At 35.7% G+C, this 16240-nt stretch carries 11 protein-coding genes; 4 read left to right on the top strand and 7 right to left on the bottom strand.

Going from position 1 to position 16240, the window contains the following annotated elements; genetic code table 11:
- Positions 1-11: 11 nt before the first annotated feature.
- From EA412_06395 to EA412_06380, 4 genes are all read right to left on the bottom strand, one after another.
- On the bottom strand, positions 12-3095 hold the full coding sequence (locus EA412_06395; GenBank protein ID TVR79425.1) for a 4Fe-4S dicluster domain-containing protein: 3084 nt from the start codon (positions 3093-3095) through the stop codon (positions 12-14).
- A gap of 27 nt (positions 3096-3122) precedes the next feature.
- Complete coding sequence (locus tag EA412_06390; protein ID TVR79424.1) at positions 3123-4409, bottom strand: cytochrome C; 1287 nt, start codon at positions 4407-4409, stop codon at positions 3123-3125.
- A gap of 285 nt (positions 4410-4694) precedes the next feature.
- Positions 4695-4964: an ATP synthase F1 subunit epsilon gene (atpC, locus tag EA412_06385; protein ID TVR79423.1), complete on the bottom strand. Its 270-nt coding sequence runs from the start codon at positions 4962-4964 to the stop codon at positions 4695-4697.
- 45 nt (positions 4965-5009) lie between these two features.
- A complete protein-coding gene (locus EA412_06380; GenBank protein TVR79422.1) occupies positions 5010-6515 on the bottom strand; it encodes a F0F1 ATP synthase subunit beta in 1506 nt (501 codons plus the stop codon).
- 265 nt (positions 6516-6780) lie between these two features.
- Here EA412_06380 and EA412_06375 point away from each other — a divergent pair, with 265 nt between their 5' ends.
- Together EA412_06375 and priA are read left to right on the top strand one after the other, a co-directional pair.
- Positions 6781-7941, top strand: coding sequence for a hypothetical protein (locus EA412_06375; GenBank protein TVR79421.1), 1161 nt, complete (start codon positions 6781-6783; stop codon positions 7939-7941).
- A 13-nt stretch (positions 7942-7954) separates the two neighbouring features.
- Positions 7955-10432: a primosomal protein N' gene (gene priA / locus EA412_06370; protein ID TVR79420.1), complete on the top strand. Its 2478-nt coding sequence runs from the start codon at positions 7955-7957 to the stop codon at positions 10430-10432.
- A gap of 69 nt (positions 10433-10501) precedes the next feature.
- Here the strand turns inward: priA and EA412_06365 are convergent, their stop codons facing one another.
- The 3 genes from EA412_06365 to paaN form a co-directional block, all read right to left on the bottom strand.
- On the bottom strand, positions 10502-11431 hold the full coding sequence (locus EA412_06365) for a hypothetical protein (protein ID TVR79419.1): 930 nt from the start codon (positions 11429-11431) through the stop codon (positions 10502-10504).
- 163 nt (positions 11432-11594) lie between these two features.
- Positions 11595-12407: a YceI family protein gene (locus EA412_06360; GenBank protein TVR79418.1), complete on the bottom strand. Its 813-nt coding sequence runs from the start codon at positions 12405-12407 to the stop codon at positions 11595-11597.
- Between the two features lie 14 nt (positions 12408-12421).
- Entirely contained in the window at positions 12422-14077 is a 1656-nt protein-coding gene (gene paaN / locus EA412_06355) for a phenylacetic acid degradation protein PaaN (GenBank protein TVR79417.1), read from the bottom strand.
- A 343-nt stretch (positions 14078-14420) separates the two neighbouring features.
- Between paaN and EA412_06350 the strand changes: the two genes are divergently transcribed.
- Together EA412_06350 and lysA are read left to right on the top strand one after the other, a co-directional pair.
- A complete protein-coding gene (locus EA412_06350; GenBank protein TVR79416.1) occupies positions 14421-14822 on the top strand; it encodes a hypothetical protein in 402 nt (133 codons plus the stop codon).
- A 71-nt stretch (positions 14823-14893) separates the two neighbouring features.
- A complete protein-coding gene (gene lysA, locus EA412_06345) occupies positions 14894-16132 on the top strand; it encodes a diaminopimelate decarboxylase (protein TVR79415.1) in 1239 nt (412 codons plus the stop codon).
- The last annotated feature ends 108 nt before the right edge of the window (positions 16133-16240 follow it).

Below are 16240 nucleotides of genomic sequence, written 5' to 3'. Positions count from 1 at the left end.
ATATTATAAATTTATACTTCTCTTGAACTTCTGTTTCTAACTTTTGTCTTGTATGAGACGGAAGGTAAAGTATGAATCTCTTCAATAACTTTAAATGTCCGCTCATCTAAATCTACTTTCGCTACCATTGATTCAGGATTATTTAAATCCCCAAAAACGATGGCATTACTTGCACAAGCTGTTTGACAAGCTGTTTTTATATCTCCGTCTTCCAATTTTCTTCTATCTTTCTTAGCGTTTAGCTTTCCTTCCTGTATTCTTTGTACACAGAATGAACATTTTTCCATCACTCCTCTTGCTCTAACAGTAACATCAGGATTTAAAACCATTCTGGTTAAATCTTCAGTCATTCCCAACTCATCCTGAACATTATCGAAAATAGTGCCTTTAGTGAAACTATCCGCATTCTGATAATCAAACCAGTTGAATCTTCTTACTTTATATGGACAGTTATTCGCACAGTATCTAGTACCAATACATCTGTTATAAGCCATTTGATTTAATCCTTCCATGCTGTGAGGTGTTGCAGCAACAGGACATACATTTTCACAAGGTGCATTATCACAATGCTGACACATCATCGGCTGGAAAACCACAGCCGGATTATCGGCTTCACCTGTGTAATATCTGTCAATCCGAATCCAATGCATTTCTCTTGAATTGGCTACCTCATCTCTTCCGACAACAGGTACATTATTTTCGGCCTGACATGCAACTGCACAGGCTCCACAACCTATGCAAGAGTTCAAGTCTATTGCAAGTCCCCAATGATGTCCGTTAAATTCGTGCCCCGGATATAATGAATGTAAGTGATCCAATACAAAATCTCTGTCTTCATTTCCGGCTTTAGGGTTTTTTGCATACTCTTCAAGTGTTGTTTCCTTTGCTATTGGTCTTTCATTCAAACCATCAAACAAACTGTGATGATCCTGAGTAGATGCTAATTTATAAATACCGGAAACACCTTCAAATCGAGCATCCGTGCGGTAATAATTAAAATTCTTTCCATCAAAATTTACAAATGGATATACATTCACCCCCACATCAGTTCCGGCTTTTCCTGATTTTTTTCTTCCGTATCCTAAAGCTAATCCGATAGTATTGTCTGCCTGTCCCGGCTGAATAAACACAGGCAACTTTAGAGTTTCATTATCAAGTGTTATCTCCATTAATTTAAATTGCTTTGTATCTCTTTGATACTGACTTTGACCAAAGCCATTTTCTTTAGCAAATTTTGGAGAAACAGTAGCGTAATTATCCCAGGTAACTTTTGAAATTGGATCAGGTAATTCTTGTAACCATGGATTATTGGCAAACTTTCCTCTGCCAATACCTACTTTTTCATAGAAGAAAATCTCTAAATCACCACTTTCTACATTTCTAACATTTCCGGCAGCAGACTGAACATCTATTTGTGGGCTATCTGTGCTAAGCTCTTCCGGCCTTTCAGGGATATCTACTTTTGCAAAACCATTGTGAAGAGATACATCCCAAAATGTATTGAAGCTGGAATGAACTTCCTGCATTGGGAAAATATTTTCTTGCCAATTTTTGCGAATAAAATCATACATGTTCTGCTCTTCACCGGCCCATTTCAAAAAGGACTCCCCTGCGTGTCTTGTTTTAAACAGTGGCTCAATCGTTGGTTGCCCCAATGCAAAAACCCCATTTCTCGGCTGAGCATCATTCCATGCTTCCAGATAATTGTGTACCGGACAAGTATAAGTAGAAACAGCATTTGTCTCATCGGGATACTCTCCCATATAAACCGATAATTCAAGATTATCTATGGCTGCTTCAAATCTTTTTCCATATCTGGTATCATAAACCGGGTTGGAGTCTAAAATTATTATTCCATTAACTTGGCCAGATTCTAATTCTGATATTAATCCATCCAAAGCTTCATCGCTCCCCTGTCTCAATTCAGTACCTTTAGATATTGATATAGTTGAGTTATAATTATTAAGAATGCTGTTAATTGCATTTACAATTAGTTGAACATCTTTATTATTTATACCTGAAACTACTAATGAACCACCTCTTTTTGCCCATAGTTCATCGGCAATTGACTGAGCTTTGTCAGAAACATTTAATGTTGGAAGGTTTGATAAAGTGGCATTTCCTGATTTTCTTGCTAAAGCATTGTATAAATGAAGTATAAAAGCAGCTTCTTCAGAAGGCTTTACAATAACTCTTGTGTCTGCATTTGCCCCTGCAAGTGACATACCGGCTTCAACCTGAATATGCCTGTTCATGTTCAAATTATCTTTAGATACTTTTCTTCTTTGAACATAAGCATTCGAATATTCAGAGGGAGAAATCCAGTTACCCAGAAAATCTGCTCCAATACTTACTATAATATCTGCCTTTTCAAAATCATAATGAGGAACCACTCTTTTACCAAAAGTAGCTTCATTTGCATCTAAAAGACCGCTAACTGAATTAGCGTCATAAGTTACATGCTTAATATTCCCATATTTCTCCATCAGCTTTGCAGCTGCTTTCTTAAGTGAAGGGCTAATGATTGAGGAGGATAAAATAGCCACCTGATTATTAGCCGCAGCTGCTTGCTCTAGTAAGTTTAAAATTTCACCATCAACAGTCTCCCAATCGGTTTTTTCACCATTTTTCATAGGATACTGAAGTCTGTGACCATCATACAAATTCAAAACTGAAGCCTGTACTCTGGCTGATGTATTTCCTTTTGTAATAGGATTTAAAGTGTTCCCTTCAATTTTGATAGGTCTTCCTTCTCTGGTTTTCACCAAAACACCGCAATATTCACCTCCATCTACATAAGATGAAGCGTAATAATTTGCGATACCGGGTGTTATCTCCTCCGGTTTTACCAAATAGGGAATTGATTTTCTTACAGGCATTTCGCAACTGGCCGCAATAGTAGCCGCTGTAACACTAAAACCTAGTACTTTTAGAAAATCTCTTCTTCCGCCCTGAACTTCAGACAAATCTTTTTTATCATCACCGGGATTCACCTCTAACTCCTGAGGAAATTCATTTTTTTGTTGTTCAACAAATTCCGGTGTTTGATTTAGCTCATCAAGGCTTTTCCAATATTTTTTAGAAGCTTTTACCATGGGTAATACTTAACTTTATTTAACAAATTAATAATGACAAGACTGACAATCTGTTCCACCAATCTGCTCGACAGTTACTCTTGTTCTATCTCCTGATTTTAATTCCTGGTGATACCTTTCATATATCTCATAATATTCATTATTCTGAAAATCGGCATCATATGTTCTATGACAATCAATACACCAACCCATAGATAAGCTGGCATGCTGATACAATACGTCCATTTCTTCAACCGGTCCGTGACAACTTTGACAATCAAGTCCTGCAACATTCACATGCTGAGCATGATTAAAATATACGTGATCCGGCAAATTGTGAATTCTTACCCATTTAATGGGCGTTCCTGTTTCCCAATACTCTATCAATTTTGCAATTTCAGTTTCGCCATATTCCGGCCCTTCTTTTATTGCTGCGTGACAGTTCATACAAAGACTTACATCAGGTATGTTTGCATGCTTGCCTTTCGCTGCACCACCATGACAATATTGACAATCTATCTGATGAACTCCGGCATGTAATGCATGAGAAAATTTAATTGGCTGTGTTGGTGCGTATCCTTGCTGACGACCTAAATTTATAGCCCCATCGACCACATTGTATCCTAAAAAGATAATAACAACCAATCCGATAGTCACCGCTAGCTTTTTACTTTTATAGAATGGAACCGGCACAGGGATTGGCTCACCTTCTTTTTCTTTTGCAAGACGGTCAAGTACAATCGTAATTCTATAAAGAATTAAAGAAGTGAAAATCAGTACTATAACAAGTACTATCAAAAAGGTAGTTGTGAAGGCATCATCAGCAGGCACACCTATTAAGTCTATATCAAGCGCTACATCATCAGGAACATAAGTGGCCTCATGTTCAACATAGGCAAAAATAGCATCTATATCATCATTCGACAACAATGGAAAAGCAGGCATCACAGAACGATTCCACTCTTCAAAAATCTGTACAGCATAGGGGTGCCCTTCTCTTATTAATTCCTGAGAATTACGCACCCAGCGATATAAATCATCTCTGTTTTCCCAATTGTCTTCTGACCCATACATTTTGGGTCCTATTAAAGCTCTGTTAATGCCATGACAACTGGCACACTGACTGGAAAACAAACGTCTCCCGTGCTCTATGTCAGGCCCTATCTCAGCATCAGCAAATTCCTCTGCAGGTTCTTCTGCAGACTCAAACTCCTCATATACAGATTCCTCCGTAGGGTCCATTGCTCCATCCTGAGCGTTAGCGTTCAACAAAAATAAATTACCGGTTATCAAGGCGGCAAAAATGATTGAAGCTATTATTTTTTTAATTTTCATATCTATGCGTACTTTAACTCTATTGTCACAGAATTGTAAAATTTGAGCAAATTTAAGATATACTTATCAATTTAATCAAGAAAAAAGCAAAATAAATCAAGTGATTATTCAATATTTTTCTTTTAAATAAAGGTTTTTTACATAAACATATTCAGAGAAGCACTTCGGCATAATTAATTTTTTCTATATGAACTATTTAATTGCATTTTTTTGAGAAAAAATCATTAAACCGGATTTATTTACTCTTTGGACAGATTACATTGACAAGCATAAAATCAATGTAGTTTATTTATTTGATTCGTCTTTCTTTTCCTGAATTCCTTCAATAAGTACTATTACTTTATTCTTAAGGCAGTCTACTATCCCACCTTTTATCAATAAGTTTTCAACAGAACCATCGGCTTTCGTTATTCTAACTTTTCCATGAGCCAATGCAGAAATAATTGGAGCGTGATTTTCAAGTATTTCAAACGAGCCGTTAATTCCCGGAAGCTGAACTCCTTTAGACTCTCCTTCGAAGATAACTTTATCGGGTGTTAACACTTGTAATTTCATATACTTAATATTATTTTTCTTATTTAAATCAGCTTAAAACTGATATTACTGTTGCTCCAGTAGTTTTTTACCTTTTTCTATAGCTTCTTCAATTGATCCAACAAGGTTGAAAGCTGCTTCCGGATACTCATCACACTCGCCATCCATAATCATGTTAAAACCTTTGATTGTATCTTCTATTGGCACTAACACACCTTTTAATCCTGTAAACTGTTCCGCTACAAAGAAAGGCTGAGAAAGGAAACGCTGAACTTTACGAGCACGATAAACAACCATTCTGTCTTCTTCTGACAACTCCTCCATACCCAAAATCGCAATAATTTCCTGAAGGTCTTTATATCTTTGAAGTGTTTGAATTACTCTTTGTGCTGTATTATAATGTTCATGTCCTACAATATCCGGTGATAAAATTCTGGAAGAAGAATCCAAAGGATCAACAGCAGGATAAATACCTAACTCAGCAATTTTACGACTAAGTACTGTGGTTGCATCAAGGTGGGCAAAAGTTGTTGCCGGCGCCGGGTCAGTTAAATCATCCGCAGGTACGTAAACAGCCTGCACTGATGTGATTGAACCTCTTTTTGTTGAAGTAATCCTTTCCTGCATTAACCCCATCTCTGTAGCAAGCGTTGGCTGATAACCAACTGCTGAAGGCATACGGCCAAGTAATGCAGAAACCTCAGAACCTGCCTGAGTGAATCGGAAAATGTTATCAATAAAGAAAAGAATGTCTTTTCCACCTGCATCTCCTTCATCTCCATCTCTAAAATATTCAGCTAATGTTAAACCGGAAAGTGCAACTCTTGCTCTAGCTCCCGGTGGCTCATTCATCTGTCCGAAAACGAAAGTTGCTTTAGATTCTTTTAGCTTTTCAACATCCACTTTATCTAAATCCCAACCACCTTTTTCCATAGACTCTAAAAATCCTTCTCCGTAGTTAACAATTCCGGACTCTACCATCTCTCTCAACAAATCATTACCTTCTCTTGTACGCTCTCCAACTCCCGCAAATACAGATAACCCGGAATATGCTTTGGCAATATTATTAATTAACTCCTGTATCAAAACCGTTTTACCTACTCCGGCTCCCCCAAACAAACCAATCTTTCCACCTTTAGCATAAGGCTCAATAAGATCAATTACCTTGATTCCGGTGTATAAAACTTCTTCTTCAGTAGATAAATTTTCAAAAACCGGTGGCTTACTGTGAATTGAACGTCTGGTTTTCGTTTCGACCTCATTTATTCCATCGATAGCATTACCCGTTACGTTAAATAATCTACCCTTTATCTCGTCCCCGACCGGCATAGTTATTTGCCTGCCCTGGTCAATGACATCCATACCACGGCGAAGTCCTTCAGTAGAATCCATTGCAATAGCACGAACCCTGTTTTCACCTAAGTGTTGTTGAACTTCCAGTACCACTTTTTGTCCGTCATCTTTAGTAACTTCCAATGCTGTTAAGATTTCAGGAAGCTTGTTTCCCTCTCCATCAAAGCTAATATCTAATACCGGACCAATTATTTGATTTACTTTACCTATGTTTGCCATCAACAGTGTTTTACGTTTTTAAAATCGGACGCAAATTTACATACATAAAAGGATATTTTATAAAAAAAATCCTTTTTTCGCTTTTTCTTTTTTGATTTTTTTCGCTGATTATATTTAGCTTTACTTCATAAGGTAACAGTTACAATATAATTATGAATGTTTTATTTTAGTTGCTCAAGAAATTTGACACTAAACTTGTTAGGCATGAGCCAAATTCTTTATTACTTTTGATTTCTTACTTTTACCCCAAAAATATCCGAACAAAATGCAGATAATAGAAGTTAATAATAAAAAACTCGAGGAAGATTTTTTGTTGTTTCCGGTAAATTTCTACAAAAATGACCCCAATTATATTCGCCCTCTGGATGACGATATAAAAAACGTTTTTAACCCTAAGAAAAACAAAAAATTTCGCAATGGCGAAGCTATACGTTGGTTACTTTTAGATGAAAAAAACGAGTATATAGGCAGAGTCTCTGCTTTTGTATCAAATGAAAAGCCTTCCAAAGGGAAATTAGCCGTTGGCGGAATGGGCTTTTTTGACTGTATAGATAATCAGGATGCAGCAAATATCCTTTTCGACAAATGCAAAACATGGCTTGAAGAAAGAGGACTTAATGCAATGGACGGTCCGATAAATTTTGGGGAACGAAATTTCTGGTGGGGGCTATTGGTTGAAGGCTTCACACCACCTCTGTATGGGATGAATTACAACCCCCTTTATTATAAAAAATTGTTTGAAAATTATGGTTTTAAATTATACTTCAAACAGTTTACTTATGGAGTTAAGGTAGCCGATCCGAGGCCTGAAGTTTACATGAAAAGAGCCGCTACTTTTAAAGATGATCCTAACTACCGTTTTGTGCATATTCAAAAGAAAAATCTTAAAAAGTATGCCATAGATTTTCTTACAGTTTATAATAAAGCATGGGGAAATCATCCCGGATTTAAAAAAATGACTGAATCGCAGGCCGTTGGTCTTATGAACAGTATGAAAGATGTAATCGTTGAAGATTTAATGTGGTTTGGCTATTATAAGGAAGAACCTATAGCTGTTTTTTTAATGTTGCCGGAACTCAATCAGTATTTTAAATATGTGAATGGTAAAATGAATTTTATTGGAAAACTTAAGTACTTATACCACAAATTAATGGGTACCAATAAACAAATTTTTGGAATGGTCTTTGGCGTAACACCTGAATTTCAAGGAAAAGGAGTCGAAGGCGGAATTATAATGGCAGCAGATAAAATCGTCCAAAAAGGGAATAAATATGAAGAGATGCAAATGACATGGATAGGAGATTTTAATCCTAAAATGATGCGGGTTGCTGAAAATTTGGGTGGCAAAATAACTAAAGTACACATCACTTATCGCTATATTTTTGATGAGACAATTCCTTTTGAACGGGAAAAAATAATCACCTAAGCCTTCAACTCTAATGGAAAATTCCGGAGAAAAAATAAATCAGCAAATGTATGCAAAGGTAATATTACCACTTGCTGCTCCGGGTTTGTACACTTATGCTGTACCAATAGAACTCAATAGTTATATTTCAAAAGGCTCAAGGGTAGAAGTCCCATTTGGGGCAAAAAAAATATATGCGGGAATCGTTTTTGATATAAATTTCCAAAGACCGGATTTTAAAAAGGTAAAATCAATTTTATCTATTTTGGATGAGGCTCCTGTTGTTCCTGAGCTATATCTTAAATTTTGGGAATGGATTTGGAATTATTATGCCTGTGAGCCCGGAGAAGTCATGAAAATCGCCTTACCTGCCGGTTTAAGGCTGGATAGTGAAACTACAATTCGGGCAAACCCTTATTTCATTGGAGAAAGTACAATGTTTACTGTTGATGAAAATATGATTTTAGATGCTCTGGCTGATAATGAATATATTGAATTTTCATCTGTTGAAAGTATTCTAGGGAAAAAGCATTTTTTAAACATTCTTAATAAACTTCGGGAAAAAGATGCTATCATTTTAGATACCAAACTAAAGGAAAGGTATAAGCCCAGAATTGAAAAATATATTTCCCTTGATGAGAAATTCAGCAAAGAAGAATTATTACATGATGCGTTGGATAGTCTTAGCCGGGCTCCAAAACAGGAAGCTATTTTATTGATTTTACTCTCTCAAAAAGATAAATTTTTACCATTAAAACAAAAAGATCTTTTAAAACGCGCCGATACAGACCTCTCAACATTGAAAAAAATGGAAGAGAAAGGTTTGATTAAAACTATTGAGAAAATTGTTTCCCGTTTTGATTTTGAAGGGGAGTATATCACAGAAAAGGAGGTAATCTTAAGTGAGGAACAAACTGATGCTTTTAAAAAAATAAAAGACTCTTTCGCAAAAGATAAACCGGCACTTTTATTTGGAGTTACCGGGAGTGGCAAAACGGAGGTTTACATTGAGCTGATCAGAGAGCAATTGGATCAGGGAAAACAAGCACTATATCTTCTACCGGAAATAGCTCTTACACAACAAATTGTTTTTCGTTTAAAAAAGCATTTTGGGGATAAGCTTTTTATTTATCATTCAAAGTTTAACGAGAATGAGCGTACAGAAATTTGGTATAAACTGATTAACGGTGAACCTATTTTAATTATAGGCGCACGTTCAGCACTCTGGCTACCAATAACAAAACCGGGCATCATCATTATTGATGAAGAACATGATAGTTCATTTAAACAGAAAGATCCGGCTCCAAGATATCACACCCGGGATGCTGCTTTGGTATTAGCTTCTATGCTAAAAGCGCCTGTTTTATTAGGCTCTGCTACTCCTTCCATTGAAAGTCTTTACAATACAAAACTTAACAAATTTACCTGCATAAAGCTGTTGAATCGGTATGGAGGTGTAGAAATGCCTGAAATTCAATTAGTTTCTATTCCGGATAGTATCAAAAATAATCAATTTTACAGCCCTTTCACAGATACTTTTGTTCGTGAATTAGAAAAAACGATAAGCAATAAGCGTCAGGCTATTATATTTCAAAACCGAAGAGGGTATGCACCCAGTCTAAATTGCATGGACTGCGGATGGTCTCCGGAATGTAAACATTGTGATGTTTCATTAAATTTCCATAAGCTGCAGGAAAAAATGCAATGTCATTATTGCAATTACAGAACGGCTGTGCCTGTTTCCTGCCCTGATTGCGGCAGTAAAAATTTATCCCTGAAAGGATTTGGCACTGAAAGAATTGAAGAAGATTTGGGCCTTCATCTTAAAGGAGTTAAAACGCTCAGATTAGATCAGGATGTTACAAGAAAAAAACACGGGAGTTCAAATATTTTACAAAAATTCGGGGATAATGAAGCGGATGTATTAGTGGGAACACAAATGGTTACCAAAGGGCTTGACTTTGAAAATGTAGAAGTTGTCGGTATATTATTAGCTGACCAGCTTTGGCAATTTTCTGAATTCAGATCTGAAGAAAAAGCTTTTCAAACTCTTGTACAGGTAGCAGGTAGAGCCGGTAGAAAAAAGATAAAGGGCAAAGTAATTATACAAACCTATAAAACAGGGCACTATATTTTGCAATACCTTAAGGAGGACAGATATGAAGATTTTGTAGAAAAAGAGCTTATATCAAGAGAAGATTTTCTATATCCTCCTTTTTGCCGACTGATAAAATTAACTGTCAAACACCGCAATGTTCATCTGCTTAATAAATTTTGTGAACGTCTGGCTTATTTTTTATCCTCAAATAAAAACATACACGTTTTAGGTCCGGCCGATCCTCCTGTCAAAAGAATTAAAGGTAAATATTTAAAAAACCTACTCATTAAAAGTCCTAAAAATCAGGCCATAAATGAAGCTCTTAAAAAAGATATAAAGGCTTACTTTGAGGAAATTCAACATCAATACAGAGACAAACGATTTGAAATTAGCATAGATGTAGATCCCTTATAAAAAAAGAGCTCTTTCAAAAATGAAAGAGCCCTTTAAACCCAAAAACAATCGCAATGAAAAAGTCGAGTTTTACCAACGAAGGCGATGTCTTCTCATCATCCTCGGGTCGGTGAAATTGTTATTCGGATTTCCGAAATAATACGATAAAGAAATAGTTGTAAAAACAAAAGCATCATTCCCAGCCGGATTTCCTCTTTGTTGTCCGGGAGCTGTCACATTTCTGTCAACTCCTTCCACATCAACTTCACCTGAGCGGTTACTTAATGCAAAAATCATATCAGCTCTTTCTGTTTCATAATTATTGTCAAACACTCTTCTATCTACATAATCTAAACTAACATCGTCTAAATAATCTGTAAATGTAAATCGGTGTGCAACCTCAAAGTTTAAAATCAAATTGTTATTTATATTGTACTTCACACCTAATCCCAAAGGAATAGCAGGCTGAATTAATGAGTATTTTTGTCTGTCAGGATATTCAGGAGTATTCTGACCTTCCGTACCTAAAGGTTGTAATCTCACCCATTCGCCATTATACTCTGCCTTAGGATCAAAATGAAAAACAGAAATGCCTCCGGTTATATAAGGTGTAAATCTATCTCTGTAGCTTCCCGGTGCATAAGGCAAAATATTCACTTCTCCCATAACACTTAACTCAAAAATATGTGATTTGAAATGTAAATTTCTGTATTGTCTGAACCATGCATCATCTCCTCTTTCAACATCTGAAATAAGCGCATCATCTGCACCAATCCATCCTAAACTTAATGATGATTTGACAGCAAACCTTTCTAAAAAACTATATCTGTAAAAAAGAGTAAAAGATGGTTTGGTTTCTTCTATCCACAAATCACTCACATAAGAATTACCCATACCCTGTCTGCCCAGATCTCCAAAGTAATTACTTGTACCCACTCCAAAACCAACCTCTTGTGCTTTAACATCATTAAAAAATAATAAGACTGCAGATAAGCTAAAGAGAGTAAATAGTTTTTTCATAAACTTTTATTTCGGTTAAAAATTCGGTTGCCAATGTTTACGGCGACCTCCGAAAAAAGTTTCGAAATATTACATTTTTTATCTCTAATCAATATCCGTATTCCGGAACACAAAAAAGGCCGGCTGAATATCAGCCGACCTTTCATATATCTATAATTAAAAATTAGTTAGAAGCAACTACGTCTTCAATCTCTGCTTTAATATTCAATCCGATGTTTACAGTGGGGCGAATAAAGTTATCTCCCAATGAGCGGTCACTTCCGTAAGTAACTCCCCAATCCGTTCTGTCAATATTAAAATTTGCTACAGCTTCCATACGATCATTTGAAATGTTAATTCTGGCAGGGAAAGTTACACTTCTGGTTTTATCCATCATTGTTAAGTTGCCCGTAACTCTATGAGTAACATCTCTAATCGCCATTGAAGTCTCATCGTGTTCAATATTTGCAATTTGCTCTTCAGTTAAAGGGGTAGTAGATACCAATTCAAACTTGGCTGTTGGAAATTCTTCAACAGTAAAAAAGTCTTCTGACATCAAATGTCCGCCTAATTTTGCATTATTCTCCTCGTCCATGTCCAATACCTTAAGTGTTTTCATGTCAATTGTAAAGTCACCACCAACTAAAATATCATTTTCCATAGACATTTTACCGTGTGAGATTTTAATTGTACCATTATGAGATCCGGTTGGTTTAGTACCTATCCAGCTAACATAGCTGTTATCTGTGTCTACTTTCAATACCATGGCTTCTAAAGAAGTATCCGGTAAGTCTAATCGATCGCCAACTTCGGCCTGGTCACTCTTGGGAGCTTCAGCACATGCTGTAAATAAAAATGCGAGAATTGCAATTGCTGAAAAATGTTTCATTGTATTCATGTTTAATAATTTTTTATACGTCAATAACAAAGGGTTATCAATTTGGTTCAAAAAAAGGTTTAAAATATTTAAATTTTTATAAAAAGTTGAGCCTATCAACTAATTTTTATCAATTAAGATTTATAACGATGCCCAACCCATACAAATCTTCTGTTTATAAAATCAGGATTTGTAAAGCTAGCATTTCCTGCCGGATTACCACCTGTTACATGAAAATCTGAAAAGGCAGCATGCTGATTTACCCAAATAGGTCCTGTAAAGTTGAATGAAACCGGAGCAAATACTTTTTCCATCTCAGCTTCTATTTTCTCAGCTACCTTATCATCTGTTGTGTAAGCGGCACAGGTAATAGCACCCTGACGACCGGCTAAATCTCTGGCTAACTCTATAGAACGATTCGTATTTTTAGTTTTTACAACTACGATTATCGGACCAAAAAGCTCCTGAGCAAAGATGTCCATCTGCTCTTCTGAAACTTCCAATATTATTGGAGAAACCGTTCTGGCATTTGGAAATTCTTCATTTTTTACCGGGCTGCTACTCAAAATAACTTTTGCTCCCATGCTTTCTGCTTCTTTAACACGCTGAAGTGTTGCAGGGTTTTGTATAGCTCCTAATGTTCCTGCACCCATTTTGGGGTGATTTGCCAAACCACTAATTTGGGTTTTTAACTTTTCAATTACTGTATTGTAGTCCACTTTTCCCTCTGCTGTATTAATGCCTGTTTCAGGAATAAAAAAGTTTTGCGGAGCTGTACACATTTGACCGGAATAAAGCGAAACTGCAAAAGATAAATTCTGAAGCACCTCATCTAAATTAGCTACAGAGTCAAGAATTACGGAATTCACACCCGCTTTCTCCGTAAAAATACTTTTACCTTTAAGGTTTTCTACATAATCACCAAATCCCGGACCGCCGGTATAGTCAATTAAATGAATCTCATTTCTTTCACACAAATCTTTAGTAATCAAATTTCCGCTAGTATCGCTTGCCAAAAACACAGTGTTAGGATCAAGGCCTTTTTCAGATAATGCAGATTGTATTTCAGCAATTACAATAGCTATAGGTAATACAGCACCGGGATGTGGTTTCACAACTACGCTGTTGCCTGTAATCAAGTTGGCAAAAATGCCGGGGACACTATTCCAAACCGGGAATGTCGAGCAACCAATCACTAAACCAATTCCTTTGGGAACCGGCTTAAACTTCTTTTTAAGCTCAACATCAAATTTTCCCATTGGCTTTTTCCAGTTCAATTCTTCAGGAAATCTGGAAAGTTCCTGATAACCCATTGCCATAGCTTCCAGCGCCCTGTCAGCTGAATGTGGCCCTGACGCCTGAAAAGACATCATAAAAGATTGACCCGTTGTATGCATGGTTGCAAAGGCAATTTCAAAAAACTTTTCTTTAATTTTTTCTAAAGCAAGAATCAAAACCTCCGATCTTTTTTCCACAGATACTTTTTTCCAACTTTCAAAAGCTTTGTGAGTGTGACCAATTATCTCATCAGCATCATAAATCGGATAGCTTACATTTAAAGGGTCATTTGTATAAGGGGAAACTTCCTCTCCTTTAAAATCAGAGGCCTCAGCTTGTTTTAAAGTAGTAAACTTTTTATTCAGCATGTTTTGGAAGTTATCCAACGCCTTTTTAGTAGCATCTTCACCATAAGCCTTAGGGTGCTCAGGGTATTGAGCATAGAATACTCTTTCCTTATTTGCTTTTAAAGCATTGTCTAATATCGTTTTGTAATTTTCTTGTATTGCCATAATTTCTTGTTTTTGGAGGTGTAAAATTAGGTTTTAAAATACTTTTCTACAAGTATAATCAACCCAATCATTTCTGAAAAATGCTTTTAACTTACAATTTCCATCTTAGACCGTCAATAATTTTTGCACTAATAATAAACATTACTTAGCCGTTTTGTTAAAATGTATTAATTAATAGTTGCCTTTATAATACAAATATCCCTATGTTGATGTTTTCAAAATCTTGTAAATAATAGTATTTTTGCCCAATATTATGAAAAAATCATCCAATCCCTTTAAGTTATTAGAAAACACATTCTCCACTATTTTTATAGTGTTTTACATAAGTGTTATGTGCATAGTCGTGTTCATTGGACTATTATTTATCTTTGCCGAAACCTATTTCCCGGCATTTATGAACGCAGGTAAATATGTTGGCACCTCAGAAAGCGGAATTTTTGTAGTTGCTTTTTTAAGTCTGAGTTTCCTTTTTGCAGCACATTATGTTTCCGAACGCTTATTAAAACGCTTTTCTACAAAAAGAACAATTGACTTACATCTGGATGATTATTATAACAGTCGATTAATAATCTATGTAATATCTACTATAGTGATAATTGCAAATATTTATTTGTTGAAGTCAACCCAAAGTTACTGGTATTTACTTTTTTGCATTCCTGCCGTTTTACTTATTGTCAAAAACGTACCTTCTAGAGATGGTATGGCAGCTGCTCTCAAAAAAGCAAACATAAAAACAAATGACTAAACGCTTAACTTTCTTTTTTTCTGCTAATAATCTTACAAAACTTATTTTTACAGCCCGATAAAAAAATTACAATGGAATTAAAAAACAACCTTTACCTGCACGGTGGAGTCCCGGTGATAGACATGTGCCAAAAATATGGCACACCTGTTTATATATATGATGGCAACATAATTGAAAAAAGATATAAAGAGTTAAACAGCGCTTTCCCTGATTTAAAATTAAAACTTAAATATGCCTGTAAAGCCCTGACAAACCCCAATGTATTAAAATTTATCCAAAAATTAGGTGCCGGTCTGGATACTGTTTCTATAGGTGAAGTGATTTTAGGATTGGAGTCAGGCTACGCTCCTGAGGATATTATTTTTACCCCAAATTGTGTTTCATTTGAAGAAATCAAACAAGCAGTTGAACTTGGTGTAATCATCAATATTGACAATCTTTCTATTTTAGAACAATTCGGAAGTGAATATGGAGACAGTGTTCCTGTCTGTGTTCGCATAAACCCGCATATTATGGCCGGAGGTAATGCAAATATATCTACCGGACACATTGACTCTAAATTTGGAATCAGCATTTATCAGTTAAGGCACATAGAGAGAATTGCAAAATCCACAAATATTAAGATTAATGGTTTGCATATGCATACCGGATCTGACATTTTAGATGTAAATGTTTTCTTGCAGGGTGCAGAGATTTTATTAGATGCTGCTAAAACTTTTAAAGACTTAGAGTTCATGAATTTTGGGAGTGGATTTAAAGTAGCTTATAAAAACGACGATATTTCAACAGATATTAAAGAATTAGGAAAAAAGCTAAGCAAACGGTTTAAGGAGTTTTGCTCAGAATATGGCAGGGAGCTTGAATTATGGTTTGAGCCCGGTAAGTATATAGTAAGTGAAAGCGGTATCTTTTGTGTACAAACAAATGTAGTGAAACATACAACGGCTACTGTTTTTGCAGGTGTTAACAGTGGATTTAATCACTTGCTGCGTCCCATGTTTTACAATGCCTTTCATCAAATAATCAATATTTCTAACCCAATTGGAAAAGACCGTATATATACAGTAGCCGGTTACATTTGCGAAACTGATACTTTTGCTTCTGACAGGAAATTAAAAGAAGTCAGAGAAGGAGATTTTCTTGCTTTTTTGAATGCGGGAGCTTATGGATTTGCCATGTCATCTAATTATAATAGCCGATTAAGACCTGCTGAAGTATTTGTTTACAAAGGCAAAGATCACCTCATAAGAAAAAGAGAAGAAATGGAAGACTTAACCAGAAATGTAGTCGATTTAAAAGGAGCTTTTTAAGCTCTAAAAATCTTTATAACAAAAAAGAGCCGGAAAAATTTCCGGCTCTTTTTTTGTTTAATCTATTAATTCAATTAAAATTATTGCAATAGTATCTACACTAAATAG

The sequence above is a fragment of the Chitinophagaceae bacterium genome (assembly GCA_007695095.1).
Lineage (GTDB): Bacteria > Bacteroidota > Bacteroidia > Chitinophagales > REEL01 > REEL01.
Note: the sequence above shows the minus strand (reverse complement) of the source record. Positions and strands in the feature narration are given on the sequence as shown.

Bases quoted from the DNA above. Each gene is read 5' to 3' on its own strand.
- EA412_06365 (TVR79419.1), bottom strand. From the start codon at position 11,431: ATGAAAAAACTATTTACTCTCTTTAGCTTATCTGCAGTCTTATTATTT.
- EA412_06395 (TVR79425.1), bottom strand. From the start codon at position 3,095: ATGGTAAAAGCTTCTAAAAAATATTGGAAAAGCCTTGATGAGCTAAAT.
- EA412_06380 (TVR79422.1), bottom strand. From the start codon at position 6,515: ATGGCAAACATAGGTAAAGTAAATCAAATAATTGGTCCGGTATTAGAT.
- EA412_06390 (TVR79424.1), bottom strand. From the start codon at position 4,409: ATGAAAATTAAAAAAATAATAGCTTCAATCATTTTTGCCGCCTTGATA.
- paaN (TVR79417.1), bottom strand. From the start codon at position 14,077: ATGGCAATACAAGAAAATTACAAAACGATATTAGACAATGCTTTAAAA.
- priA (TVR79420.1), top strand. From the start codon at position 7,955: ATGGAAAATTCCGGAGAAAAAATAAATCAGCAAATGTATGCAAAGGTA.
- lysA (TVR79415.1), top strand. From the start codon at position 14,894: ATGGAATTAAAAAACAACCTTTACCTGCACGGTGGAGTCCCGGTGATA.
- EA412_06375 (TVR79421.1), top strand. From the start codon at position 6,781: ATGCAGATAATAGAAGTTAATAATAAAAAACTCGAGGAAGATTTTTTG.
- atpC (TVR79423.1), bottom strand. From the start codon at position 4,964: ATGAAATTACAAGTGTTAACACCCGATAAAGTTATCTTCGAAGGAGAG.